The organism is Streptomyces sp. NBC_00086 (genome assembly GCF_026343255.1).
Taxonomy (GTDB): Bacteria; Actinomycetota; Actinomycetes; order Streptomycetales; family Streptomycetaceae; genus Streptomyces.
Genome location: NZ_JAPELZ010000002.1, coordinates 167677 through 191672, shown reverse-complemented (window position 1 = coordinate 191672; position 23996 = coordinate 167677). Strand labels below are relative to the sequence as shown.

Annotated in this window: 24 protein-coding genes and 2 pseudogenes; 15 read left to right on the top strand and 11 right to left on the bottom strand. The window is 70.6% G+C overall.

Going from position 1 to position 23996, the window contains the following annotated elements; translation table 11 throughout:
- Positions 1-218: 218 nt before the first annotated feature.
- Positions 219-492 (bottom strand): annotated as a pseudogene (locus OG276_RS37975) (alcohol dehydrogenase catalytic domain-containing protein); the annotation flags it as partial.
- A 416-nt stretch (positions 493-908) separates the two neighbouring features.
- Between OG276_RS37975 and OG276_RS37970 the strand changes: the two are divergent.
- Together OG276_RS37970 and OG276_RS37965 are read left to right on the top strand one after the other, a co-directional pair.
- A complete protein-coding gene (locus tag OG276_RS37970; RefSeq protein ID WP_266913905.1) occupies positions 909-1136 on the top strand; it encodes a DUF6479 family protein in 228 nt (75 codons plus the stop codon).
- A gap of 391 nt (positions 1137-1527) precedes the next feature.
- A complete protein-coding gene (locus OG276_RS37965) occupies positions 1528-1950 on the top strand; it encodes a hypothetical protein (protein ID WP_266913903.1) in 423 nt (140 codons plus the stop codon).
- Between the two features lie 664 nt (positions 1951-2614).
- Here OG276_RS37965 and OG276_RS37960 read toward each other — a convergent pair.
- Positions 2615-2800, bottom strand: coding sequence for a hypothetical protein (locus tag OG276_RS37960; RefSeq protein WP_266913901.1), 186 nt, complete (start codon positions 2798-2800; stop codon positions 2615-2617).
- A gap of 328 nt (positions 2801-3128) precedes the next feature.
- Between OG276_RS37960 and OG276_RS37955 the strand changes: the two genes are divergently transcribed.
- From OG276_RS37955 to OG276_RS37940, 4 genes are all read left to right on the top strand, one after another.
- Entirely contained in the window at positions 3129-4304 is a 1176-nt protein-coding gene (locus tag OG276_RS37955; RefSeq protein WP_266913899.1) for an NAD(P)/FAD-dependent oxidoreductase, read from the top strand.
- Positions 4301-5779 carry an FAD-binding oxidoreductase gene (locus tag OG276_RS37950; RefSeq protein WP_266913897.1) on the top strand — a complete coding sequence of 493 codons (1479 nt, stop codon included), beginning with the start codon at positions 4301-4303 and terminating at the stop codon, positions 5777-5779. Before OG276_RS37955 ends, OG276_RS37950 begins: the two co-directional genes overlap by 4 nt.
- Before the next feature lie 37 nt (positions 5780-5816).
- On the top strand, positions 5817-6788 hold the full coding sequence (locus OG276_RS37945; protein ID WP_266913895.1) for a methionyl-tRNA formyltransferase: 972 nt from the start codon (positions 5817-5819) through the stop codon (positions 6786-6788).
- A gap of 177 nt (positions 6789-6965) precedes the next feature.
- Positions 6966-7292, top strand: coding sequence for a hypothetical protein (locus tag OG276_RS37940; protein ID WP_266913893.1), 327 nt, complete (start codon positions 6966-6968; stop codon positions 7290-7292).
- 164 nt (positions 7293-7456) lie between these two features.
- Here the strand turns inward: OG276_RS37940 and OG276_RS37935 are convergent, their stop codons facing one another.
- The gene (locus OG276_RS37935; RefSeq protein ID WP_266913891.1) at positions 7457-8107 is read right to left on the bottom strand and encodes a helix-turn-helix domain-containing protein; all 651 of its coding nucleotides are present in this window, start codon (positions 8105-8107) and stop codon (positions 7457-7459) included.
- A gap of 111 nt (positions 8108-8218) precedes the next feature.
- On the opposite strand from OG276_RS37935, the gene OG276_RS37930 reads away from it, so the two are divergent.
- Entirely contained in the window at positions 8219-9430 is a 1212-nt protein-coding gene (locus OG276_RS37930; RefSeq protein ID WP_266913889.1) for a pyridoxal phosphate-dependent aminotransferase, read from the top strand.
- A 166-nt stretch (positions 9431-9596) separates the two neighbouring features.
- Here OG276_RS37930 and OG276_RS37925 read toward each other — a convergent pair whose 3' ends face one another.
- Positions 9597-10253, bottom strand: a complete 657-nt coding sequence (locus OG276_RS37925; protein WP_266913887.1) for a hypothetical protein — start codon at positions 10251-10253, stop codon at positions 9597-9599.
- A 264-nt stretch (positions 10254-10517) separates the two neighbouring features.
- On the opposite strand from OG276_RS37925, the gene OG276_RS37920 reads away from it, so the two are divergent.
- The 3 genes from OG276_RS37920 to OG276_RS37910 all read left to right on the top strand — a co-directional run bounded on the left by OG276_RS37920 (position 10518) and on the right by OG276_RS37910 (position 13644).
- Complete coding sequence (locus OG276_RS37920; protein ID WP_266913885.1) at positions 10518-10685, top strand: hypothetical protein; 168 nt, start codon at positions 10518-10520, stop codon at positions 10683-10685.
- A 415-nt stretch (positions 10686-11100) separates the two neighbouring features.
- Complete coding sequence (locus OG276_RS37915) at positions 11101-12339, top strand: PQQ-binding-like beta-propeller repeat protein (protein ID WP_266913883.1); 1239 nt, start codon at positions 11101-11103, stop codon at positions 12337-12339.
- Between the two features lie 108 nt (positions 12340-12447).
- Positions 12448-13644 carry a S8 family serine peptidase gene (locus OG276_RS37910; RefSeq protein WP_266913881.1) on the top strand — a complete coding sequence of 399 codons (1197 nt, stop codon included), beginning with the start codon at positions 12448-12450 and terminating at the stop codon, positions 13642-13644.
- Positions 13645-13720: 76 nt separating this feature from the next.
- Here the strand turns inward: OG276_RS37910 and OG276_RS40915 are convergent, their stop codons facing one another.
- Genes OG276_RS40915 through OG276_RS37900 form a run of 3 tightly spaced genes read right to left on the bottom strand, consistent with a single transcriptional unit; the run spans position 13721 to position 14483 of the window.
- Complete coding sequence (locus tag OG276_RS40915; protein WP_323182421.1) at positions 13721-13930, bottom strand: hypothetical protein; 210 nt, start codon at positions 13928-13930, stop codon at positions 13721-13723.
- The gene (locus tag OG276_RS40910; protein ID WP_323182420.1) at positions 13927-14280 is read right to left on the bottom strand and encodes a CYTH domain-containing protein; all 354 of its coding nucleotides are present in this window, start codon (positions 14278-14280) and stop codon (positions 13927-13929) included. The genes OG276_RS40915 and OG276_RS40910 overlap by 4 nt, the downstream gene beginning before the upstream one ends.
- Complete coding sequence (locus tag OG276_RS37900) at positions 14277-14483, bottom strand: hypothetical protein (RefSeq protein WP_266914182.1); 207 nt, start codon at positions 14481-14483, stop codon at positions 14277-14279. Before OG276_RS37900 ends, OG276_RS40910 begins: the two co-directional genes overlap by 4 nt.
- Positions 14484-14488: 5 nt before the next feature.
- Here OG276_RS37900 and OG276_RS37895 point away from each other — a divergent pair.
- The 3 genes and pseudogenes from OG276_RS37895 to OG276_RS37885 form a co-directional block, all read left to right on the top strand.
- A pseudogene (locus OG276_RS37895) lies at positions 14489-14713 on the top strand (transposase); the annotation flags it as partial.
- Between the two features lie 214 nt (positions 14714-14927).
- The gene (locus OG276_RS37890) at positions 14928-16028 is read left to right on the top strand and encodes an oxygenase MpaB family protein (RefSeq protein ID WP_266913879.1); all 1101 of its coding nucleotides are present in this window, start codon (positions 14928-14930) and stop codon (positions 16026-16028) included.
- A gap of 263 nt (positions 16029-16291) precedes the next feature.
- A complete protein-coding gene (locus OG276_RS37885; RefSeq protein WP_266913877.1) occupies positions 16292-16927 on the top strand; it encodes a TetR/AcrR family transcriptional regulator in 636 nt (211 codons plus the stop codon).
- 99 nt (positions 16928-17026) lie between these two features.
- Here the strand turns inward: OG276_RS37885 and OG276_RS37880 are convergent, their stop codons facing one another.
- The gene (locus tag OG276_RS37880) at positions 17027-17446 is read right to left on the bottom strand and encodes a hypothetical protein (protein WP_266913875.1); all 420 of its coding nucleotides are present in this window, start codon (positions 17444-17446) and stop codon (positions 17027-17029) included.
- Between the two features lie 1186 nt (positions 17447-18632).
- The gene (locus OG276_RS37875) at positions 18633-19283 is read right to left on the bottom strand and encodes a hypothetical protein (RefSeq protein WP_266913873.1); all 651 of its coding nucleotides are present in this window, start codon (positions 19281-19283) and stop codon (positions 18633-18635) included.
- A gap of 307 nt (positions 19284-19590) precedes the next feature.
- Here OG276_RS37875 and OG276_RS37870 point away from each other — a divergent pair.
- Positions 19591-20471 (top strand): IS5 family transposase gene (locus OG276_RS37870; RefSeq protein WP_266913871.1). Its coding sequence is split into 2 segments (ribosomal slippage): positions 19591-19951 and positions 19951-20471, totalling 882 coding nucleotides; the frame shifts between segments, so codons are not numbered across the junction.
- A 14-nt stretch (positions 20472-20485) separates the two neighbouring features.
- Here OG276_RS37870 and OG276_RS37865 read toward each other — a convergent pair.
- On the bottom strand, positions 20486-20779 hold the full coding sequence (locus OG276_RS37865; RefSeq protein WP_266913869.1) for a hypothetical protein: 294 nt from the start codon (positions 20777-20779) through the stop codon (positions 20486-20488).
- Positions 20780-21196: 417 nt separating this feature from the next.
- On the opposite strand from OG276_RS37865, the gene OG276_RS37860 reads away from it, so the two are divergent.
- A complete protein-coding gene (locus OG276_RS37860) occupies positions 21197-23287 on the top strand; it encodes a HEAT repeat domain-containing protein (protein WP_266913867.1) in 2091 nt (696 codons plus the stop codon).
- A 252-nt stretch (positions 23288-23539) separates the two neighbouring features.
- Here OG276_RS37860 and OG276_RS37855 read toward each other — a convergent pair whose 3' ends face one another.
- Positions 23540-23989 carry a hypothetical protein gene (locus tag OG276_RS37855; RefSeq protein WP_266914168.1) on the bottom strand — a complete coding sequence of 150 codons (450 nt, stop codon included), beginning with the start codon at positions 23987-23989 and terminating at the stop codon, positions 23540-23542.
- Positions 23990-23996: the final 7 nt, after the last annotated feature.

Below are 23996 nucleotides of genomic sequence, written 5' to 3'. Positions count from 1 at the left end.
TCCAGTGCTGCGACGGCGTTGGCATTTTCGGTCACTGCGGGCTGATCATCGGACTCCACCGTGGAGGATCTGAGGGCCGCCTAGAGTTGCCCGGCACGTGCACAGATGGGCTCCGCGCCGGCGAGGCGGCCGGCTCCGTGCTCGCGCCGCCACGGTTGACGAGGTCTCGTGTGCACTGGCCCCCACCGCCAGCCCGGGCCGGTCCGCTGGCAGGTGCGGCAGGAGACGTTGCACGGCACCACGACCCAGTCTCCGGAGCGGACGCGGGTGTCCCTCCGGGCCGACCTCCTCGACCATGCCCCTGGGCTCGTGCCCGAGGATGTCGCCGGCGTCGAGGAAGGGGGCGAGCACCTCGTACAGGTGCAGGTCCGAACCACACAGGCCGGTCGTGGTGATGATCTTCACGATCGCATCGGTCCGATCCTTCAGGACGGGTCAGGGGAGCGTGTCGACGCGGACGTCACGCTTCCCGTGCCAGGTCAGGACCTTCATGACATCTCCTTCCTCGGTCGCGAGCGGCGGGCGCGCTGCCGTTTCGGTCGCCGCGCCAATGCGACCGCTTCCGGTCGCCCCTGGCGGCCACCCCGCAGGCGCGGCTTCAGCAGGGGACGGGCCGAGCCGGGTCTCTTGCCACGGCGCGCTCCAGTCGCCCCCCGGCACGCTCTCGTGGGCGCACCGTCGAACGCGGAGGGACAGGCTTGCGCAGCGACGCAGAGTGGCCGCCGAACGGGTCTGCCCTGCGGTCGTTGCGCCCGGCAACGGGCCGGCGGAACCGGCAGGACGGTTGCCGGGCCAGGTCGGTGGCTGGAGCTGCCGGATCTTCCGGTCTTCTGCGGCGAACGGGGGCCTTTGCCTCATTGCCCGATGGGGTTCTGTGAGCGAGGCGGAAGACGGGGTAGACGGAGTTCATGATCACTTCCCTTCCCCTCGCAGCCGAAGCCTCGTCGTCTCTCTTTCTGATCATCGCCGGAGTGATGGTGGTCGTCCTCTTGATCGGCGCGTTCTGGTACGGCAGCCGACGCGCAGCCCGCCGCACGGATCCCGTCGCCCGCCCGGCCGATCAGAACCCGCAGGCGGCAACCCGGCAGGACTCCTGGCAGACACCCGAAGAAGGGTCCGACCACAACCGGCCCTGACCGTCCTAAGCCTTGGTTACCTCCAGCAGGACTCCGGGGCTGCGCGAAGGCGCACAGCCGGCCTGGGACTGCGTCCCGGCCTTCGCCGTCCCGCCCCCGGGTCCGCCCTGAGTCGTCTGCTGTGCGCACTGGGTGACGACTTGAGCAAGGTTTCCTTCGGTGCGGAGCAGTTGGCGCTGGATGTGGGCGCCGTTCCCGTGTTCGCGGGTGGGCGAATCCCTCACGGACCCGGACGTCGTCGCCGTGATCCACTAGCGCGTCCCGCACGTGCTGGTAGAGGGCTTCGATCACCTGGGAGGCGGCCGTCTCCTCCAGCGGCTCGGGGGGGGTGCCTCTATCTCTTTGGTCAAGGTCGACGGGTGCTGGTTCGGGCGTCTGGGACGATGTGCCTGTGCATGCTGATGATCAGGTTGGCGAGGGTGTCTCTGCGGACCTCGCGGTGTTTCTCCGGAACGCTGATGACGGCCGTCCGGTGAAGATCGTTCCTTCCGTCTGCAAGGGGTGTGGCGGGCGCGTGTTCTTCGTGCTCGTTGACGATGTCGAGGGTGGAGCCGAGCGGGTGTGCGCTGGTTGCGGCGGCCGTGCGTTCATTGCGGATAGCGAGGAGTTCTGGGAGGGCGCAGATCCTGGCGAGGCTGGCTGCCCGTGCGGGAGCGAGGAGTTCGAGACCGCGGTCGCGTTCTCGCTCGCAGGCGACGGGTCGGTCCGCTGGGTGACCGTCGGGCTGCGGTGCCAGAAGGACGGCGCCGTTGGGGTCTATGCCGACTGGAAGATCGACTACGGCCCCACGGATCACCTCCTGACCATGGTCTAAGTCTGCGGAGCGACGGCCCTAATGGGCTGCGGTTCGTAGAAGGTTGCGTCCCGGAGCATGGCGAAAAGCACGTCGGCTCGTCGTCCGGCGAGGCAGAGCAGGGCCTGGGTGTGGTGCTTGCAGCTGCCGGGCAGGGGTATCGGCGAGGGCCGGCTGTTCGCTCATCAAGGGCTCCATGGGCCGAACGGGCGTGTAGCACCGCGGTATCGCCGAGCGCGCGGGGTCGGGGCCACTCCGGCCAAGACGGTCGGCGGGCGGAGCGTGGCTGCGGTCCGTAAGGAACGTCCAAGTGGCTCCGATGACCCCCTTGGACAGATGCGCATCCTCGGCGCGCTGTGCTCGCCTGCCCGCCTGCCCGCCTGCCCGCCTGCCTGCGGGAGACGCGAAGCCCGTTCGAGCGCGCCGCGATCCGCCACGGCCACGGCGCCCGCCCCGGACCACTGAACGAGTCGGCCGCCTGCCGTGCCTTCTCCCTCCCTCCGCAGCCGGTACCGGCACCAGTACGGACGGGAAGGCGTCGGCCGGAGCAGTGCAGCGCACCACGCGCGCGGAGCCGGCGGCTGCCGTCAGACACGGCGGACACCGGACGGGCGCCCCTCTGTCATCCCAGGGCACCGGCCCGCGGAGGCGGGAGGCTTCCGGGCGCCCGCGTGACCTCCGCCGCCTAGCTGTGGGGCTGGCCGTAGTACCGGCCGGACCGCTCCAGGCAGTCGGACTCGCCGGCCTGTCTGGCCGCGTCGTACTCCGGGGCGTCCTTGATCTGGTCCTTCGTCCGGTTGACGTAGGCCTTCTCCCCGCCGGGCGCGGTAGCAGGACTCCAGGTCAATCCAGGCGTCGTCAGCTTGCTCACGGGCAGCTCGCCACGCTGGACTCCCCGCAAGTGCCCGTGCGGATACGGCGTCGGATCGCCGCGGCTCGGGGTGGGCACGCCGCAGGCCTGCCCCATCGAGCAACTGCTCGATGAAAGGGGCGCATCAGGGCCTTACGTGGTGTTCGCACCGCTCCGGCGCGCCACCATCGGGCTGTAGGTCCCGTCGATCCGCCCTGTGCCGACGATGGGCCCGCGGCGCTTCATTTCACTCCCCTCACCCCTGAACGGGTGATTGCGGCCGACAGCTCGCAACCGGTTTCATTCCAGAACAATCGGCACAGTCTCTCCAGCTGCAAAGGCCCAGCTCGTGTACGACGTCATCCTCATCGGAGCCCGCTGTGCCGGCTCTTCCACGGCCATGCTCCTCGCCCGGTCAGGCGCCCGTGTGCTGCTGCTGGACCGAGCCGCCTTCCCCAGTGACACCGTCTCGACGCATTTCCTGCACCCGGCGGGCGCCGCTCATCTCGACGACTGGGGGCTGCTGGAGCCCCTGATGTCCACCGGATGCCCCCCGATCCAGGAGATGTCCTTCCATCTGGCGGACGACGTGGTGGTGCGCTCCGCCCCGCTGCCGGCCGGCCGTGTGACCTCCTGCGTCGCTCCACGCCGGACCGTCTTGGACTCGCTTCTCGTGGAGGCCGCGGGAGCGGCGGGAGCGGAGTTCCGGCCCGGATGCTCCTTCCAGAGCCCTGTGGAGCACGAGGGGCGGATCGCCGGGGTGACCTTCACCTCCGGCGGGCGGACGTCCACGGCGCGGGCGCGGCTGGTGATCGGCGCCGACGGCAAGCATTCGCCGTTCGCCCGTGCCGTCGGTGCGCGGACCTACCGCGACCTCGGGGTCATCAGCTGCCTGTTCTACGGGTACTGGAGCGGGCTGGCGGACAAGGGATCGCAGGTCTTCGTCCGCGACGGCCAGGCGGCGGTGGCCTTCCCGACCCACCACGGGCAGCACTGTGTGGTCGTCGGCTGGTCCCGCTCCCGCTTCGAGGAGGTCAAGCAGGACCTCGACCGCCATTTCCGTGCGACGGTGGCCGAGCTCGCGCCCGAGATCGACGCGGCGCTCACCTCCGGTGAGCAGCACGGGCGGATCGTGGGCGCGGGAGACCTGGCGAACTTCTACCGTGATTCGGCGGGCCCGGGCTGGGGCCTGGTCGGTGATGCCGGGCATACGAGGGACCCCGCGAGCGCGCACGGCATCGGTGACGCCTTCGCGCAGGCTGAACTGCTCGCGGACCTGGTGTCGCGGGAGCTGGGCGAGGACTCCCGGGCGCTGGACCGGGCGGTGTCCGCCTACGCCGCCGAGCGCGACCGGCGCACCACCGACGCGTTCGAGACCAACGCGGCGTTCGCTGCCTGGGAGGTGCCACAGCCGCTGCTCGACGTCCTGCGGGTGGCCCAGCACCAACCCGAGCGGGCCCAGCGGTTCATGGGCGTCTACGCGGGGCGCGTCAGCATGAGCGGCTTCCTGGCCGGCGCGTCGTGACCGCGCCCGCGAAGACCCAGGCGCGGAGAGGACCGGACGCGTGCTGCGACCCCGGTCTGGCCCGGGCTCTGGAAGCCGTACGGAAGATCATCGGGCCGGACGGGAGCGTGGACGCCACCCCGCAGGCCTGGAACGTGAGCATGTTCAGGCCGCGGACCGTGCACGCGGTGGTGCGCCCGACCACGGCGGAACAGGTCCGGGCGGTGCTCCGCGTCTTCGACGACCCGGACCTGAGCAGCGGCCTGCACGCGTACAGCACCGGCCGCAACTGGGGACTTGGCTCCCGGGAACCCGCCCGCGACCACGCCGTGGCTCTTGACCTGGGCGGCCTCGACCGTGTGCGGGACCTGGACCTCGTACACGGCTGGGCGGTGGTCGAACCCGGGGTCACCCAGGGCGCGCTGGCGGCACTCCTCGCCGGCAGCGACCGCATGCTCAACGTGACGGCCGCGTCCGCCCACACCAGCGTCGTCGGGAACATCCTCGACCGCGGAGTGGGCGTGCGCCGCCAACGGACCGAGGATCTCGCGGGGCTCGAAGTCGTCCTGCCGGACGGAGAGCTGGTGCGGACGGGCTGGTGGCCGGTCCCCGGCCGGCCACCAGCGGCCGTCTACCCCTACGGACTCGGCCCGAGCCTCCTGCACCTGTTCACCCAGTCCGACCTGGGCGTGGTCACAGCGGCCGCCGTCCGGCTGCCGTCCCGCCCCGAGGCCCAACGGATGCTGCGCCTCGGCTTCACCCGCGACCGGCTCTCACCGGCCGTGGACATGCTGCGCCGCTGGATGGCACAGGGCCTGGTGAGCGGTGTGGTGAAGGTCTATGACATGGTCTCCGCACAGTTCTACGGCGGCCGGGCGGGGGAATTCCTGGCACATCTGTGCGTGACCGGCACCCACCGGTCGGCCACCGCCCTCGCGGAGGTACTCCTCAAGGAAGCGGCGGAGTGCGGGCTGTTCTCGTACGCCGGTCAGTCAGATACCGACGACGCCGTCGTCGCCATGCTGGAGCACACGCACGCGGGCGATCCGGGTCACAACGACGCCATGCTCCAAGCCACCTTGGGCCAGCCCGCCGACCGCGTCGACAAACACGGGGAGGGCTGGCTGTTCTTCATGCCCATGGTGCCCTTCCACGGCGACGGCGTCTCCCGCGCGTACGGCCTGCTCGAACGCATCCAGGACGAGAGCGGTGTGCGGCCCGGCTGCACCGTCAACGGGCTCTCCCCCGACCTCGTCGACTTCGTCGTCACCATCCGCTTCTCCCGCAGCGAGGAAGCGGCACGCCAGGCCCACCGGGTACTGGACCGTGCCCACGAACTGTTCCACGCCGAGGGCTTCGTCCCGTACCGCCTGGACGTCGACCATGCCGGCTGGCTCGACCGCCTCAGCCCGGACCCGGCCGGCCTTGCTCTCGTCCGCCGGCTCAAGCAGTGGATCGATCCGAACTCAGCCATCGCACCCGGCCGTTACGCCTGACCGGTCTGCGCACGACGGACGAAAGAGACCGACGCCGATGAGCGTGCCCGTACGGATCGTCTTCTTCTCGGAAATCAACTCGAAACTGGGCGCCCCCTTCCTGGAGCCGCTGACCACCTCCCCCGAGAGCGAACTCGTGGGCCTGGTCACCTCGCCGCCCGGCCGGCTGTGCTCCTACTTCCTCGGCGAACCCGACCCCGTCGACCTCGCCGACCACGCGCGCCGGCTGGGCGTACCCGTGCTCCGGCCGGAGCACGTCAACGCCCCCGCGGTGCTCCTGGCACTGGAATCACTGGCCGCGGACTACTTCGTGGTCTGCAACTACCAGCAGATCTTCAAAGAGGAGCTCCTCGCCGTCCCCCGGGTCACCTGCGTCAACTTCCATCCCAGCCCGCTCCCCAGGTACGCGGGACTGGCGCCGTTCTACTGGATGGTGCGCCACGGCGAACGCGACGGCGCCGTCTCCGCCATCGAGATGACCACCGGAATCGACTCCGGTCCCCTCCTGGCCCAGCGGGCCATGGCGCTCTCCGGCCGGGAAACCACATCGGAACTGCGGGCCGCACAGGAGAAGGCCAACATCGAAATGCTCCACACCCTGCTCCCCCAGCTCGCCGCACGCTCCTTCACGCGCACGCCCCAGGACGAGACCCGGCGCACGTACTTCGGCCGTCCCACAGACGACGACCACCGCATCGACTTCGCCGCCGGCGCCGAGTCGGTCAGCCGGACCGTACGCGCCGCCTATCGCCACCCGGGCGCATACACCCACACCCCGGACGGCGAACGGCTCACCGTCCTCAAGGTCGAACCCCTCCACAGCTCCGAGCCACAGCCTCCTCTCCAACCCCCCGGCACCATCCGCCGCACGACCGACAAGACCCTGGTCGCTACGAAGGACGCCTGGCTGCACCTGCTCACGGTGGAACGGACGGGCGAAGAAGTCCCGGCAGACCGCCTCACCGGACGGCTCCCGCAAGGGGCCCTCCTCGCCCCGCGGAGAAGCTGAGCGATACGGGCAGCTCGCCGGCTTCCCCCTTTCGCCGGACCGGGCAGGAGCAACCAGGACCAGCTGCTTGCCGCGCTGCCGGCCGTGCCCACTCGACGCCTGCCTCCTGCCGCTCCGCGGCTCCCCCCGTCGAGGATGGGGATGCCTCTCCGCCCTCCATCGTCAGGATCCGATCGCATGTCCCGAGACTCTCCGCCGGAGCACACCCCGGACGGACGCTACGTCGTCATCCACGGCAGGCGCTGGCGGGCCACCGACCCGGACCTCCCCACCGATACCGCCGAGCGCCTGCGCAAACACCTGATGGCGGCCCGGCGTGCCGTCGGCGCCGCCCTGCGGGCGCACGACGAAGTGGCGGAACGCGAAGCCCGCCGCCGCGTACACACGGCCAAGGTCGCACTCGGTGAACGCGGCACCCCATGGTGGGACCAAACCGCTGCGGAACGCCGGGCACGCTGGCTGGACGGACTCACGACGCTGGACGGAGAGCCGGGTCCCCAGTAGGCCGACCCCCGCCTCAGTCGCTCCCTGTGCCGTGGTTCAGGTGGGGAATGGCCCGTACTTCCCGGGGCCCGGATGTTGGTGCCGTGACGGCCGCGGCCGCCAGGACGGCCACGCTCCAGAAGCCCGTCGATCAACTGGCCAGACGTACGCTGAGCCGCGCCGGGTCAGTCCCCTCGCAGTGCGGCGGCCACCGGCCCCTCGCCGTGTACCTCCAAGCGGCCCGCCCTGAAGGCCTGCGCCAGGCCGAGCGTGCCCTCGCCGAGCTCCCGGCAGGTGTCGGCGTCGAGGACGAGGCGGGCGTCCGCCGCGTCGGCGGGTCCGTCCCCGTAAGCGGGCCCGTCCCCCCGGGTCGGGCCGAGGCGGACGTGGAAGACGCCCTCGTCGAGGACCACGTCGACCACGGCCGGGCCCCCGGTCGCCGGGAGGCGGCGGAGCAGGGGCAGGGCGTACCAGTGCGCGCGCAGCGCGTCGGTGGGGCGGCGTTCGGCGAGGTCGGGGGCGCCCCATTCGGCGAGCGCCGTGAGCACGGGCAGCAGTCCGGCGCCGCGCGCGGTCAGCTCGTACACGGTCGCGGGGGCCGGCGGGGGCAGCTTGCGGCGGGTCGCCAGGCCCTGCGCCTCCATGTCCTTGAGCCGGCCGGCCAGTACGTCGGTGGAGACGCCGGGCAGGTCGGCGTGGAGGTCGGTGTACCGGCGGGGGCCGGCCAGCAGCTCCCGGACGATCAGCAGGGTCCAGCGGTCCCCTACCGCGTCCAGGGCGCGGGCCGAGGCGCAGTACTGGTCGTAGCTTCGACGGCGTGGCTGACGAGGTGACATGCAGCGAGTCTAGACAGGATGTTGGACTTTCCAAGCTTCTACTTGGTAAAACCAAGCAGGTAGTCCGGAGTGCGGGAACAGCGGGAACAGCAAGAACAGGGAGGGCACGGCATGGAGTTCAGGCAGTCGAGCAAGCTCAGCGAGGTCTGCTACGAGATCCGGGGGCCGGTGATCGAGCACGCCAACGCGCTGGAGGAGGCGGGCCACAGCGTGCTGCGCCTCAACACCGGCAACCCGGCCGCCTTCGGCTTCGAGGCGCCGGAGGAGATCGTCCAGGACATGATCCGGATGCTCCCCCAGGCCCACGGGTACACCGACGCGCGCGGGGTGCTCTCCGCCCGCCGGGCCGTCGTCCAGCGCTACCAGGCCGTCGGCCTGACCGATGTGACGGTGGACGACGTCTTCCTCGGCAACGGCGTCTCCGAGCTGGTCTCCATGGCCGTCCAGGCACTGCTGGAGGACGGGGACGAGGTCCTCATCCCCGCCCCCGACTTCCCGCTCTGGACCGCCGTGACCACCCTCGCGGGTGGCAAGGCCGTGCACTACATCTGCGACGAGTCCGCCGACTGGTACCCGGACCTCGACGACATGGCGTCCAAGATCACGGACCGCACCAAGGCCGTGGTCATCATCAACCCGAACAACCCCACGGGCGCCGTCTACCCCCGGGAGATCCTGGAAGGCATTCTCGAACTAGCCCGTCGCCACGGTCTGATGGTCTTCGCCGACGAGATCTACGACCAGATCCTGTACGACGACGAGGTCCACCACCACGCCGCCGTCCTCGCCCCCGACCTGGTCGTCCTCACCTTCTGCGGACTCTCGAAGACGTACCGGGTGGCGGGATTCCGGTCCGGCTGGCTCGTGGTGAGCGGCCCCCGGCAGCACGCGCGCAGCTACCTGGAGGGGCTGACCATGCTCGCCTCCATGCGGCTGTGCCCCAACGCCCCGGCCCAGTACGCCATCCAGGCCGCGCTCGGCGGACGCCAGTCCATCAAGGAGCTGACCGCCCCGGGCGGCCGCCTCCTCGAACAGCGCGACCGCGCCTGGGAGAAGCTGAACGAGATCCCCGGTGTGTCCTGCGTGAAGCCGAAGGGCGCGCTGTACGCGTTCCCGCGCATCGACCCCAAGGTGCACCCGATCCACGACGACGAGCGGTTCGTGCTGGACCTGCTGCTGCGGGAAAAGATCCAGGTGGTCCAGGGCACGGGCTTCAACTGGCCCCGCCCCGACCACTTCCGCATCCTGACCCTGCCCTACGCCGACGACCTGGACGCGGCAATCAGCCGGATCGGCCGCTTCCTGAGCGGGTACCGCCAATAGAAGGCGGTGACCACACAGCACACGACGGCGGGTGCCCCGGCTTCCCGGCATCCGTGCGCAGCGGGAGAGGCGACGGCGGCGGCCAGGGCGGGTTCGGGAAGGCCGGCGCGGGCGGCTGCCGTGGCCAGCCGTCCCTTCTCCCCTTCGCCGAGGAAGCCCCCCGACGTCACGCGGCCGGCTGCGGGCTCCCGTGGGACAGGCCCGAGCGCCGCAGGGCGCGCAGCATGGCCGGCAGATCAGCGGGCTCGCCGCCCGAACCGCGGACGAGGGTCTCCAGCAGCTCCGGCGTCAGCTCGTACCGCTCGGCGCGGCGCACCAGCTCCGCGCGGGCCTCCCCGAGGACCGCCCCGCCGTCGAGCTCCCGCAGCAGCTCGTCCTCGTTGACGAAACGGCTCAACCCGCAGTCGAGACCGTCGTCATCGAGGTCCGCCGGGTACGGAGCCCGTGCCCAGGACCCGTTCTCGGACCAGTACACGCACCCCAGCTCGTTTCCCGCGATCAGCTCACGGAGCTCGTCGTAGGGGAGCCAGTCCGGAGCCCCGGCAAGCATGTCGACCGGCGGCTCGTGCCACTTGACCCCGCTGGACTCGTCCTCACCGAAGAGCACGAACCGGTCCCCGCCCAGCGGCTTCAACGTCCACCAGGTGCAGCCGCAGTCGTCGAGGTGCAGCCCACGGTCGTCGATCCAGCAGCCCGTGCGGTGGACCGGCGGCTTCTGCTCCGCCTCGGTCGTCGCCTCCAGCACGGCGACCGCGCTCCACCGGGCCCACAGGACCTCCGGCGCGGGCAGATCCTGCGGCAGTCCGGGCCGGTGCACTGTCATTCCATCCCCCACGGGTGCGCGATCACGTTCCCGACGCACCCTAACCGTTCCCGGCGGCACCCTCACCACGGTGCGGTGGCGTCCGCGGGGAACGCGGCGGGCGCATGCTCCCACCGGGTCCGCGCGCGAGAACCCCAGCAACGCCCGGTCCGCGGCACGTATCAGCAACGGCAGGACCTCGGCGGCGGGACGGCCCGGTGCGTACGCGCGAGTTCCGCGAAGGCTCCCACCAGGTCCACGAGCGCCCAATTCTGTGCCGGATGCGTGATCGGCACGGCGTTCAGATCGGTGCTCATCAGCCAGTCGAACAGCACAACGGCGTCGGAGCGCCTGCTCCGCCGCCACCCGGACTTCGGCCTGACGGGCGAGGTCCGCCAGCTGCGGTCGGACTTCATCAACGGGGTCAAGTACCTGCCGGTGCGCTTCGACTGAGCCTGGCCCGGTGGCGATCGCGCGGAACTGGGCCGCAAGCGCGACAAGTTCCGCGCCCCTCGTACAATCAGCAAACTGTCGAAAAGCAAACCCTGACAAGAGCAGCTGACCAGGACCACGAGAAGCCCCCGAGTGATCGCCCGCCTTCGGTCGGGCGATCACTCGGACACCAGCACGAAAGGCGTCACCCGTGCCCGCGCACACACCGACCTGCTCCCCACACCAGGCATCAGAGCCCACCGGAGCGGCCCCGGCCCTCCCACGCCGGAGTGTCGGACGGTGGACGCGGGCCGGCGCCGCCTCTCTGGCGCTCCTCGTCGCCGGGGTCGCCGGAATCGCCGGCTGCGGAGGGATCGCGGGCGGGAAGGACTCCGCGACCGGCAAAGGCCCCGCGGGACCGTACGCGCCCGCCCGCATGGCCCAGGCCTGGAAGACGCCTCCGGTCAAGGGCGACTCCCTCCTCGTCAAACTGCTCGGCAACTGGAACACGGACACGGCCTACTACATCGGCCGCCGCACCGGCGTGGAGATCTACGACTCGAAGACCGGCGAGCGGCTCGGCACCGTCACCCCGCCCGAGCCGGACATGCGTCCGTGCGCGATGACCGAAGGCCTCAGCAGGAGCGGGCTCGGAGCCATTGGATGGGTCAAGGGCGACCCCCTGGCCGCCACCGCCAGTTGCGACCGGGTGTCGCTGATCGACACCCGCAAGGACGGCGCCGTCCGCTGGACCACGCAGGTGGCCGGAGTCCCGGTGGACGGGAAGCCCGTCACCGACGACGGCGCCACGCTCGCCTTCGTGGACGGTGACGTCCTGGCCGTGATGACACCGACCACCGTGGTCGCCCTGCGTCCGGACAAGAAGGTGGCGTGGACCTGGGCCAGCCCCAGGGCGCGCCTCCACGTCCGGAACACCGACATGACCGCGCGAGGCGACCGCATCACAGTGATGATGGGGCTGGAGACCTTGGGCAAGGCCGACTGGACCTGGTCGGTGAGCACCCTCGACGCGGCCAAGGGCCGCCAGGTGGACGCGACCGCCGTGCCGATGACCCCTCCGGAGGGTGGGCGGGTGCGGCTGGTCGGCAACGGCGCTCCGGCGGCACTGGTCCTGCCCGACGGCCTCGCCGGCAATCCCCCGCCGCCGGAGCTCGTCACCTTCGGCCGCGACGGCTCCATCGCCCGTCGTATCCCGCTCGCCACCACCGCGGGTCCCGTGTTGCTGCACCCCGTGGAACGGGCGAACTGGGCAACACGCTTCGACATCGCCTTCGACGCCGACGCGACCACCGCGTACGTGATCGCCGGAGAGACAACGAGCCTGACCGTCCCCGCCTCCGTCGTCGCCTACGACCTGGCCACCGGCACGCAGATGTGGAGCAAGCCGGTCGGTACGGCGACCACACCCCGGTTCCTGGGCACGGACAAGGACGCCGTCTACGTCCTGGGCGGAAAGAGCGTCAGCGACATGAACATCCAGTCGTACGCGGCCAAGGACGGGACCCCTGCCAAGATCGGCACGGTCACCGCGCCGGACAGCGCTCTTCCCGTCTCGGGACTCGTCGTCGACTACCGCAACGGCAATCTCGTCATGGTCGAAACGGGGGCCGCCCCCCTGTACGGGGCCATCGCGTTCCGCGCCTCCGGCAGCTGAGCCGGGCACACCTTGATCCGGTACGGACCGAGCCGGTGCCGTGCGGGCACTTCACATCCCTGCCCAGCGCATGGACGCATGGACACTTGGGCACAGAGAGGCGCGAAAATGCAGGACACCACACGTCGACACGGGTCGTGGCGGCGGGCGGCGGGCGTCGTCGCCGCGGTGCTGACGGTCAGCGCCGGCACCGCGGTGCCGGCGGCCGCCGACACCGACCCGCGGGGCTACCTCACGAAGATGAAGGCCCAGGAGATGTGGAAGGTCGCGGACGGCAGCGGCATCACGGTCGCCGTCATCGACAGTGGTGTCACGGACCTGCCAGGACTGAAGGGGCGAGTCCTCCAAGGCATTTCGTTCATGGAACCGCCCTTCGAGCGCCCGGACGTCACCTACCCCCCGCACGAGGACTTCGTCGGGCACGGAACCAGCATGACCGCGGCGATCGTCGGCGACGGCTCAGCGGGCAGCCCGCGGGGCCTCGCCCCCGGCGCCAAGGTACTGCCCATCCGCACCAGCATCGGTACACCCATGGCCTTCGCCGTGGCATCCGAAGCCGCCAGAGGGATCCGGTACGCGGCCGACAACGGCGCCAAGATCATCAACTTGTCCATCGGCTGGACTCCGGACTGGCCGATGGACAAGGTCAAGCCCGCCGTCGAGTACGCCCAGAGCAAGGGCGCGCTCGTGTTCGCCGCCATGGGCAACGAGGGCGAGCGCAAGAACTGGACCAACGCGATCGCCGGACTGCCGGGAGTGATCGGCGTGGGAGCCGTCGGCGAGGACGGTAAGGCCATGCCGTTCAGCTCCCACGGGCCGGACACGGACCTGACCTCCATCGGTGGCAAGGTCCAAATCCGCTGCACCGAGAACAAGGGCTGGTGCGTGGGCGACGGCGGTACCTCGTACGCGACCAGTCTGGTCTCCGCCTCCGCCGCGCTCGTCTGGTCGGCCCACCCCGACTGGACGGCGAACCAGGTGGCCCGTGTCCTCATCCAGACTGCCGGGGGCCCCATCGACGGCTCCAAGCGCAGCGACTGGCTCGGCTACGGAACCGCCCGCCCCCGCAAGGTGCTGCTCGACCACGAGGGAGACCCGGGGGCGCCCGACGTCGACCCCCTGGCCGCCCCGGCCGCCGCGCAGCCCCCCGCTCCCGGCGCCGATCCGACAGCCTCGGTGCCACCCCGGGCGGAAGCCGCGGACGCGCCTACGGGCATCTCCTGGCAGTGGCCGACACTCGGCGCCGCCGTCGCCGTGGGCCTTGGCCTCGGCGTCACGGTGATGGTCAAGCGTCGTCGCGGCTGACCCTGCGCTCCGGCCGGGGACGAGCCCTGCGGGACGTACGCCAGGTCGGCGGGGCCCTGGTCGGGCCGGCTGAGCGCTACCCCCGACGGGCCCGTACCGCGTCCGTGTACAGCTCGCGGGTCAGGTCCCCTTCACCGACGTCGAGGCCGGCCAGGAAGGCACGGACGTCCGCGAGTGCGTGGGTCAGCCCGTCGGGGTCGGTCATGGTCTCGACTTCCACGAACGTGCCGTCGATCTCCGGGACCTGGACCACCGTGGCGAGCAGCTCCCGGCCCCGGATGGTCACGGTGTAGTTCGTGCAGTGCTTCGAAAATGCGATGACCGGCTCGTAGCCCAGCCCGCGCGCACCACGGCGCGCACCGCATCCGGATCGCTCACCGCGGTCTCGTATTCCGGCTTCGAGCCGGAGGCGGTGTCGACGGCGGCGCTCTTGTAGGTCAGGACCGTGCGCGCCGTGCCGTCCGCGCTCTCCACTGTGCGTACCCGGAGTTCGGCGTCCCGGGCTTCGAGGGCCCGTTCTGCTGTGTCGTAGTAGGTGTCCCGGTAGACCTCCGGGCGTCCCTCGGTGAGCTTGTCGAGTAGCTCCACCAGGGCTTCGCGGTCCGGGACCCGGGCTTTCAGCTCCGCTTCGATCACCCTGTACTTCCGCCTTCCGGGTAGACGGTGCGCCGTGCGCTCGTCACCATCGCTTCGAACATCCGCCGGTACCCCCTCAACAGCGGGCCGTGCGCGGTGGCCACCACTTTGTGGGTGGCGGACTCGCGCCCCTCCCAGCCGGCATCAAAGGCGCCGACGAACATCGTGCCGTCGGCGCGGATCAGGCACCAGGTCGGGAGCATCGCCCGCGGACGAACTCGCCCAGGCGGTGGAGGAGGTCTTCCCGCAGCATCCTGACGCGGAGATCATCCTCAGCTTTCCCGGCCTCGGCACCCAGCTCGGTGCCCGTGTGCTGGCCGAGATCGGAGACGATCGCACCCGGTTCGCCGACGCCCGTGGCCTGAAGGCCTACGCCGGCGCCTCACCCATCACCCGGGCCTCGGGGAAGAAGTCCAGCATCACCCGGCGCTGGGGCGCTCGCAGTGATGTGGGGCATCTCCGGGGGGCAAGTCGACGTACGGCTGAGGGACGCGTGTGAACCCCCGGCGGGGAGGGAGCTGCGCCTCGTCGGTCGAGGGGTCGTCTGATGTGCCGCGGGGACTGTACGGCCTCTTGTCTCTCGGGGTAAGGGTGCCCCAGACTCGCCAAGTTGACAGTTGTCAACTCTTCGAGAGGGTGGTGCAGTCATGCCCGAAAGCCGTGACCGGGACGGTCAGATCCCGCTCTGGGCCAGCCGTGCCCGCGACGTGGCGGATCGCCTGGCGGATGAGCTCGTGGAGGAGATGCGCAGCCGCGGGAAGCAGGATCGCCACGATCTGCACCGCGGGCTTGCCCATGGCTCGCAGGCCCTGGCCCATCCCAAACCGGCCTTGGCCGCATTCCTCCACGACCTCGAGCATCCGCCCGCGCACCTCGACCCGGACATCCTCGAATCCGGGGCGCAGGTGTGGTTCACCCACCCGGGGTGGGTACACGCCGTCGCGCTGTCGGCCGGCTCCTTAGTCGAGGTCTACCGGACTCCCTCGATCGCGGCGGCCCTGACCGCCACCGGATCTCTCGTGGACACGGCCGCCGCGCGCCTGGATGCGACGGGGCTGTGGGTCAACTCCGCACTGCTCCCAGGTGCGCTGCACCCGGGGCGGGCCGGCTACATCGCCACGGCCCACGTGCGCCTCGTCCATGCCCGCGCTCGTCTGGCGGCCCTGGGACGCGGCTACGACGCGGCGGCGCACGGTCTACCCATCAACCAGGCGGATCTGCTTCGTACATGGCTGGCCTTCACCCACACCTCGTTCCGTGCCGAGGCGATGCTCGGCTACACCTGGACCGAGCCGGAACTGGGAGCGCTGTACCGCTACTGGCAGCACATTGCGCACCTGCTGGGCATTGAACCCCACCTCGTCGAGCACCTGACGGGTCCGGCCGCCGCCGCCGAGGTCCACCGCCAACTCGCAGCGCCCCACCAGTCGCCGACTGCCCCCGAGGCCGACGGCCTTGCCCGGCACACCATCGAAGCCGTCGCCGAGACCCTGCGCGCGCAGTTGGGGTTTCCCGCCGCGGTGGGCCGTCCCCTCTTGCGGGCGTTGGTCACCCGCTTTCATGCGGACCCCCCTGGTCGGGCGCCTGCTCGCCTGCTCCAGCCGACTCTGGCCGCCCTCCATCCCGCCGTCGGCCTTGGATTCCGCTGGCAGACCAGACCCGCGCGCAAAGCCGCCCTTGTCGCGCAGAACATCGCCGTCGCCCGTGCCTACATCCGCTCTCTCGACGAACATCGATCCGCTCCGTAATCACCCCGGCACGGCACTCCGACCGGCCGAGCCATGGCCCCGACGAGGGGGGAAGGTTCATGGCCGAGGGGCCAGGTCGGTTTCCCTCTGCTCCCGTGTTCGCGCGGTAGCGCGCCCGCCGCACTCCCGGCCTCCCGGCCTCCCGGCCTCCCGGCCTCCCGGCCTCCTGGACCGACCGCACCATCAGGGGCACGGCTGGGCACACCCGCGGGAAGGCAACGTCGGCGTCTCCAGGACACCAGCGCGCCGGATAGCCTGACCGTATGACGCACGCCCCATCCGACGTCGCCCACAAGACACGGCGCCTGGTCCCCGAGGCGGAAATCCTCCGCGCCGCGCTCACGGCCTTCTCCCGCCACGGATTCGAGGGCGTCTCGCTCCGCTCCCTCAACGCCGACCTCAACGTCAGCCACAACATGCTCACCAAGCGGTACGGCTCGAAAGAGGCCTTGTGGAAAGCCGCCGTCGACGATGCCTGCGCACGCCTGACCCGGGCACTGGACCGGGTGGAGGACCCGGCAAGCTCTGCGTTCGACCGGCTGCACGGCATGATCGTCACCTTCGTGGAAGCCGCGGCACACCAGCCGGACCTGCTCCGCCTGGTCAACTCCGAGACCACCCACGACTCCGAGCGCGTCACTCACCTCTGGACCCGGCACATTGAGCCCACCATCAACCGCTTCGCGCCCCTGTACGCGCAACTCGTCGAAGACGGCACCCTCAAGGGCGTTCCCCTGCCCACGGTCTACTTCATGATCACCGCAGGCGGCACCGCCCCCTGGGCCAACCCCGCACTCAGCGCCCGCCTCGGCCACCCGCCGGACTCCGCCGCGGCGGTCCGCTCACACGCCCACCATGTCGCCGACCTCATCCTGGGCGGCCTGCGCACCCCGCGCTGACAACGCGCCCCAACGGCCATGCGGGGAGAACCAGGCATCTACTAGCAGTGGTGGCGATTCTTGGAAACGGCTCTGGCCGGAGTTCCGTGAAATAGCAGGTCAGGACGTATACGACGTCGGCCACGGCTGGCCGTCAGAAGCATTGGTTGGGCGGCTCGCGACTACGTAGTCGCGGTAGTCGTCGCCTGCCATGGACTGGTTTACCCAGCGAGTGCGCACTGCTCCCGTTTGGGTCTCGGCAGCTTGCAGGACGGCGAGGGGACCGTTCGCGGTTGCCAGGAGGAGACCGAAGTCCTCCTCGTCGCTGTCGAACAGCGGTGGCAGCGAATCCAGGTCACTGGTCAGGGGTTCGCAGTCGAGTGCGGCGTGCAGGTAGACCTCGTAGGTCCCGCGTACTGGCTTTAGCTCGACCCAGTGGATCCCCGGGCGCTCGGGGCTTCCAGACGGTCCGAGGAACTGTTCGACAGAACGGCCCCGCTCAAGGGCGCCGAGGATGAATGGTTCTGCCAGGTAGCGCATGCTGGAAGACTACGGCGTGATGAGGATTCGGGTCCGCAGGAGACCGAAAGAGGCCCGTCCGGACATTGCCCTCTTGAGCGTTTGACTCTGCTGACGTGGCCTTCGACGATGCCGAAGCTCCGGTGGAGGGGGAGGCCGGCGGTGGCGGGGGTGAGGTCCTGTCGGAGAAGGCCTGCGAAGCCGCTTGCCGGCTTCGGGGCGTCCAACTATCCAACTCGGCTTGGCGGATCCACTCGGTCAGTAGGCATCCGCGCCGGTGGCGGAGGAACTCGGCGGAGGAGCTCGGCGAAGGCACGGGCGAGGTCGCGCGAGCGGGCGATGTCCGGGCAAGCGATCCGAGCGTCCAGCAGGCGCCGTTCGAGTGCGGGTGGCAGGGCGTCTTGCGGTCGCATGATCCAGCTGGTGACCCTCTATGCCGGGCTCCATCGAGGCCGGATCGACATCGACCGCCTTCGCAGAACACTGGTTGCCTGCCACTGCCGAGGGCCACCGATGGGCCGCTGGGCCTGGCCGCGGATGTCAGCCTGTATCTGCGGCCGGACGCGAATCGCTCCCCAGCCACCCCGGTCCGACGGGGGGGGAGGGAGCAAAGCTGGCGCGGCCCGGGCGGGCTTCCCTGACGACCGGATCAGTGCACGGGCTGTGGAGGCCGTTGGTAAGGGCGCGCTGGCGTGCTTGGAAGTAGGCAGGCCAGTCGGTGGCGGCTCGGCGGCGCCACTGGACGGCCGTGATCAGGTGGAGGCCGAGTATCGGGCCGGGGACCGCGGACCGGAGGCCGCACGCGGGGGCCACCAGGGCTGTGAACCAGGCGCGCCGGTTGGGGATGTGATGGGCGGCCAGGCGTCGGCTGAGGGCGGCGGCAGGGATGTGGGCGCCGGGCAGGTGGCCGGGGAACAGCCAGCCGGCCGTGGTGTTCGCGGCCCCGCCCTGGGGAGCGGGGTGGTCGGCCAGGGGTGTGGGCAGCGGGATCGGGGCCGGCCCAGGGCGAGGTGCCGAGCAGCCGTTCTTGTAGGTACGTGCTTCGCCGTGGCCGCCCTCCGAGCCGAGTCGGCTACTCGGCGCGGACTACGAGGCCAGAGCGGCCCAAGCCTCGTGGGGGGAGCACCGTATTGGTGACACCGTACGAGCGCGGACCGCCTGGGGCACCAGCGCGTGGCCCCAGCCACGGGGGGCGTTTGACGGGCGGTCAGTGTTCCAAGTCGGCGCGCATGGCGGCGAAGAGGCGGGCCGCGTCGGCCGGGGTGGTGCGGGGGAAGAGCGCGACGGCGGCGGTGGTGGTGTCGGCCCAGCCGCAGATGACGTCGGTGGCGTTGGTGGCCTCGGGCAGGCTCAGGCACTCGAGGGATCCGCCGAAGGGGCCGGGCTGGTACGGCTTGGCGGTGGTGGGGGTGCCGGTCGAGCCGTTCTGCAGGGCGTAGTCGATCAGGCCGCGCCAAAGGTGCTCGCGACGCTTGTTCGGGTCCTCTGGAACGCCGTCGACGCCAACGAAGAGGATGGGGCGGCCGGAGGTCTGCCCGGCACGGTTGTAGTTGGCGACCACCAGGTTCATGCCGTCGCGCATCTCGCCCGGGTCGACCGGGACGTCGGAGACTGCGCCGGCACCGGTCGCCTTGCTGAGCCCGCCGGCGGTGGCGGCCTCGGCCAGCGTGTGCTTGCCCGAACCGGTGGGCGAGGTGGAGACGCCGGACCTTGCGGGCGCGGAGACGGGGGTGGAGGCGGCGGGTGCGGGTGCGGCGGGAGGGCTTTCGGCCTCGCCTGCGGGGTCGCAGGCGGTCAGTGCCAGCGTCGCTGCGAGGGCAATCGTGGAGAGGAGGGCGCGGGAACCAAGGACGAGCATGGCGGAGTCTCCCGGAGCGTGGTGTGGTGGTCGGCTGAGCCGCTGGGCCCAATGGCCGTACGCTAGTGGCCGACTGGCCGGGCGGGTGTCACGAGCCCAGTTCCCTTACAGCACCGGGACATGGTGGTGACGTAAGAGCCTGACGCAGTTGGAAGAGTGCGTGGCTTGGCGCAACCGCGGACCCCTGCCGAGCGGCGCAGGTCGACGGACGGGTAGGGCCCTGCGCCGGCCTTCCTCTGCCTTCCGGCGGGGCGTGCGCTAGGTTCTGTCCGGCGGATCATGTGACTGTTGGCTCGTTGGGTCTGGCATGGGGCGGGGTGATCTGACGAATGCCGAGTGGGTCCGGCTGGAGCCGCACTTGCCGGCGTCGGGGCTGCGTGGGGGACGGTGGAACGGCCACCGCAGAGTGATCAACGGGATCTTGTTCCGGGTCCGGACGGGCATACCGTGGCGGGACCTTCCCGAGCGTTTTGGCAGCTGGAAGACCGTCTATGAACGGCACCGGCGTTGGTCGGCGGACGGCACGTGGGACCGGATCCTGTGTGCCGTCCAAGCCGACGCCGACCTCGCGGGCCGGATCGACTGGAGCATGGTCAGCGTCGACTCGACGTCCTGCCGTGCCCATCAGCACGCGGCTGGCGCTCGCAAGAAGAAGCCACGTGTCCCGAAAAAAGGACGACGCCTCGGCACCACCGCCCTGACGAAGGACTCGGACGGTCTCGGGGCGGCCTGACCTGCAAGATTCACCTCGCGGGTGAAGGCGGCTGCAAACCTTTGGCCTTCCTGGTCACGCCCGGCCAGTGGGGCGACGCGCCGCAGATGATCGAGGTCCTCGAACGGATCCGCGTTCCCTGCTCCCAGGGCGGTCGCCCCCGCACCCGGCCGGACCACTTGGGCGGCGACAAGGCATACAGCTCACGTCGGAACCGGCGCTACCTGCGAAGACGCCAGATCAAGCACACCATCCCCGAACCGAAGGACCAGGGGGCCAACCGCAAACGCCGCGGCAGTGGGGGCGGCCGGCCCACCGGCTTCGACAGCGAGATCTACAAACGCCGTAACGAGGTCGAGCGGACGATCAACCGGCTCAAGAACTCCCGGGCCGTCGCCACCCGCTATGACAAGAGGGCCTACGTCTTCCACGGCACCGTCACCACCGCGGCTGTCCGGCTATGGCTCCGGGGCTGACCCGGCCTGCAGTCTCAGTCCCCGAGGAACCACAGGTACAGGCCCTGCCCGTCGAGGACTACCTGCCCCAGCTCGATCAACTCGCGCACGAACTCATCAGTTAGCACGCCTGCAGGCAGCCGCGGTACCTCTTCCAACAGGGTGGACACCTGCCGGTGGTTGAAAACGGTGTCCGCGTACGGCAGCAGGTGTCCCAGCATTGGAAACACTGACTGATCAAGACCAGCCAGCTCAGGACCCCAAACCACACCGTGCTTCGCGCGGGCCTCGATCGTGCCGTTCTCGCCTCGGACCTGGAGGTTAATCACGGTCAGACCCTATGGCCTCATGATCCGCCGGACAGAGCCTAGTGCTGTGGCCGGAAAGGCTCACCGGGGCGCGACGCCCGGCACGGCACCTCGCCGCGTTGTCGGACCGGGCAGGTACGTCCAGTACGAGCCCCGGCCCTCCGCCTTGCCATGCACCGCATCGGACGCCGCGCCCCGGCAAACCTTCCCGGTCACAGCACTGGGTGGGCTGGGCGGCTGCATTGGAGTCGACCTGGAATTTCGTCCAGCAGATGGGGCATTCCCGGAGTTCAACCAGCACGTCCGGTCACTCCTCAGCGGAGGTTGTCGGAGTGGGAATGGTGCGAGCGCAGACGGTAGGGACGAGGCAGCCGGGCTCACGCAGGTCGCGGCAGGCCCCTCACAGTCCTGTCGGACCCAGCTGCGAAGATCACGCCCATGGATCTCGCTGACGCCCTCACCGGACTCGACGCCCACCCCTGGGCCTCCGTCTCGCACGCCTACGGCCCCGCCGAGGACCTGCCTGACCTGCTGCGCGCCCTCGCCGAGGGCGACGGGGACGCCGGGGACGCCGGAGAGGCGATCTCGGAGCTGTACTCGTGCATCCTCCACCAGGGCACGGTGTATCCCGCCAGCGTGGACGCCGTCCCGTACCTCGCCCGGATTGTTGCTGCTGCCCCGCCCGGGACAGCCGAAGTTCTCTGCTTGCTCGGCGGGTTGGCCGAGAGCGATGACGAGTGGGAGATCGCGCCGGGTGCCGTCCGGGCCGCCGTTGCGGCTCAAATCCCGCTGTTGATACCCCTGCTGGCACATGAAGACGTGAACGTCCGGCTACTCACCGCTTGGACCCTCGGCCACACCGGAGATACCGAGGCTGCCCCCGTCGCCCTGCGAAGCCGGTGGACGGCCGAGGCCGATCCCGGTGTCCGGGCCGAACTGCTCATCGCCCTCGGACGGGTCGACAGCTCCGGCGCCGCCGTCGAGACCCTGGCGCTGCTCGATGCAGACACGCCCGCGCCGGTACGCCTGGCCGCGCTCCTCGTCGCTCTGGCCGCCGGGGAGCCGTGGACCGACGCCCATCACGATGCCACGCTCGGCCTTCTACCCGCCCGCGAATTCGCTGTCGACCGATACAGCATGCACCACCGAGAGCCGCTGCACACGATCGTTGACAGCCTGCTGGGCCGCAAGATCGAAGCAGACCACGAGGCCGCCTTCGCCCTGCTGGATGCCGCCTTGCGCGACGGCCGCCCCGAGGTGCGGACCGAGGCGCTCGCCGCGGCTGACCATGCCTGCCACCTCTCCCGTAGCGCTCCCCGGCGACTCGTCCCGGCCCTGAGCCCTCTCGCGGCCGAGTACCCGGCGTCAACCCTGCTCGGCAAGCTCGGCCCGGCCGCCGCCGAGGCCGCGGACGCTCTCGCCGTACTCGCCGCCCAAGCCGACGACGAGACTGCCGACCAGGCATTGGCCGCGCTCGTTCGGGTCGCGCCCCAACAGGCCGCGCCGCTGCTGGCCCGGGAGCTCGACCGGCGCCCCCGCGCGCTCGACGCCGCAGGAGACTTCCAGGCCCCCGCCTTCCCCTTCGACCGGGACCTGCTCGCCGCCGTCCGCGCACACCTGGCCGCAGACGGGCTCGGCAACAACGAGACCGCCGACCTGGTCCAGCTCCTGCGCCAGTGGGGGCCGCAGGCCGCTGCCGCCTTGCCCGAGCTGTACGCAGTGCTGCCCCGCTTCCCGTACGCGTCCACCGCCATCACCGCGGTGGCAGCCGCCGCCCCGCAGGCCGAGCGCGAGCAGGCCGGCGCCTCGCTGCGTGCCGCCGCCGGGTCGCTGATGGTGGCTCGGGCCCACCACGACCTCACCGGCGAGACCGACGTCGTACTCGATGCCGTCGCCCAGGCACTCGCCGCCTGCCCGCGCGAGGTCGGTGAGGCTGCCCAGGCCGCCGCTGCTCTGGGCGTGACGGCCGCTGGACTGCTCCCCGCCCTGCGGGCCGCAGTCAGCCAAGACGTCGAGCCGACCACCCCGCAGCTGGACCGCGACATCGCGATCGCCACCGCCCTGTGGCAGATCGCCGGCAACGCCGAGGAAGCCGTCACGATCCTGGCCTCCGTCCTCGACCGCACCACCGGCAACCACCTCTGGTACCGGTGGACCGTCGTCCACGCCCTCCGCGCAGCCACCCTGCTCGGAGCGGCCGCCCGGCCCCTGATCCCCAGACTGGAACAACTGCTCGCCGACCCCGAGAAGGCCCCAGCCGGCGTCCTCGCACTGCTCGCCATCGCCGACCCCGATGTCGTCGACCTCGGCCAACTCGCCGAGGCAGCTCTCCACTCCGCCGAAACCGGAGCGGACATCTCCGGCGCCTGCGAGGCCCTCCAAGCCCTCGGTGCCACCGCCCTGAGCACCCACCAGCGCCTGCGCGTGGCCGAACTCGCCGAGCAGGACCAGCGCATCGTCGTATCGGGCCTCGCGAACAGCATCATCCGCGAGGACGAGCGGCTGCGTGCCATCCTGACCGCCATTTGAGCGCTCCGGGGGCCTCAGATTCGGTCCACGCCTTCCGCGCATCGGGGCTGGTGCACGAAAAGGCCCGGCTCCTGCCGGACCGGCTAGGTCGATGATTGCGGGTTCTGACACAGGTCCTGGAGGAGTCTCGGGAAGTCCTCGCGGAGTGTGACGGTGGCGTTCGATGTCCATGTGGCTCCGGCTCCTGCCACCTCGCGAGCAGCTACGCCCGCGCCGAACAACAAGCCACGGCCAGTTGACTTACCCGACAGCTCAGAGCGCGATCGGCCGGTACTTCAGAGCCTCATCGACAATCTGCTCCGCAGAGGCGTTCTGGAGGCTATCCGAGGGGTGGAAGACCAGGTCACTCACCTGGGGATGCGCCACGTTCGCCGCCAGGAGCCGCAGGTAGTAGTCGCTCTCCGGGGCAGCCATGAGGAGTCTGCGAACGATCTCAACGAGCTCGTCCCGGGTGATGTCCGCAACCACAGGGCGAGCCGGCCGGGCCGCCTCCCTCGCGAACTCCTCCAGGCTCCTGCTCGCGTCGTACTCGGCGAAGTCGAGAGCCACGTAGTCGTGACCTGTCATCGCGTTGAAGGCCGCGATCGCCTCGCCCACCGCTTCTGGGCGGGCGACCAGCAGCTCAGCGATCCGCTCAACCTCGGCGCACAGCTCGTCCAGCCGCTGCCGGCTCACTGGCGGGGGCAACAACTCCGGCCTCATGTCCACA

What these genes read in the sequence shown, in the direction of transcription:
- OG276_RS37970 (WP_266913905.1), top strand. Translation starts at nt 909, where the DNA reads ATGATCACTTCCCTTCCCCTCGCAGCCGAAGCCTCGTCGTCTCTCTTT.
- OG276_RS37945 (WP_266913895.1), top strand. Translation starts at nt 5,817, where the DNA reads ATGAGCGTGCCCGTACGGATCGTCTTCTTCTCGGAAATCAACTCGAAA.
- OG276_RS37940 (WP_266913893.1), top strand. Translation starts at nt 6,966, where the DNA reads ATGTCCCGAGACTCTCCGCCGGAGCACACCCCGGACGGACGCTACGTC.
- OG276_RS37935 (WP_266913891.1), bottom strand. Translation starts at nt 8,107, where the DNA reads ATGTCACCTCGTCAGCCACGCCGTCGAAGCTACGACCAGTACTGCGCC.
- OG276_RS37930 (WP_266913889.1), top strand. Translation starts at nt 8,219, where the DNA reads ATGGAGTTCAGGCAGTCGAGCAAGCTCAGCGAGGTCTGCTACGAGATC.
- OG276_RS37925 (WP_266913887.1), bottom strand. Translation starts at nt 10,253, where the DNA reads ATGACAGTGCACCGGCCCGGACTGCCGCAGGATCTGCCCGCGCCGGAG.
- OG276_RS37915 (WP_266913883.1), top strand. Translation starts at nt 11,101, where the DNA reads ATGGCCCAGGCCTGGAAGACGCCTCCGGTCAAGGGCGACTCCCTCCTC.
- OG276_RS37910 (WP_266913881.1), top strand. Translation starts at nt 12,448, where the DNA reads ATGCAGGACACCACACGTCGACACGGGTCGTGGCGGCGGGCGGCGGGC.
- OG276_RS37900 (WP_266914182.1), bottom strand. Translation starts at nt 14,483, where the DNA reads ATGCTCCCGACCTGGTGCCTGATCCGCGCCGACGGCACGATGTTCGTC.
- OG276_RS37890 (WP_266913879.1), top strand. Translation starts at nt 14,928, where the DNA reads ATGCCCGAAAGCCGTGACCGGGACGGTCAGATCCCGCTCTGGGCCAGC.
- OG276_RS37885 (WP_266913877.1), top strand. Translation starts at nt 16,292, where the DNA reads ATGACGCACGCCCCATCCGACGTCGCCCACAAGACACGGCGCCTGGTC.
- OG276_RS37880 (WP_266913875.1), bottom strand. Translation starts at nt 17,446, where the DNA reads ATGCGCTACCTGGCAGAACCATTCATCCTCGGCGCCCTTGAGCGGGGC.
- OG276_RS37875 (WP_266913873.1), bottom strand. Translation starts at nt 19,283, where the DNA reads ATGCTCGTCCTTGGTTCCCGCGCCCTCCTCTCCACGATTGCCCTCGCA.
- OG276_RS37860 (WP_266913867.1), top strand. Translation starts at nt 21,197, where the DNA reads ATGGATCTCGCTGACGCCCTCACCGGACTCGACGCCCACCCCTGGGCC.
- OG276_RS37855 (WP_266914168.1), bottom strand. Translation starts at nt 23,989, where the DNA reads ATGAGGCCGGAGTTGTTGCCCCCGCCAGTGAGCCGGCAGCGGCTGGAC.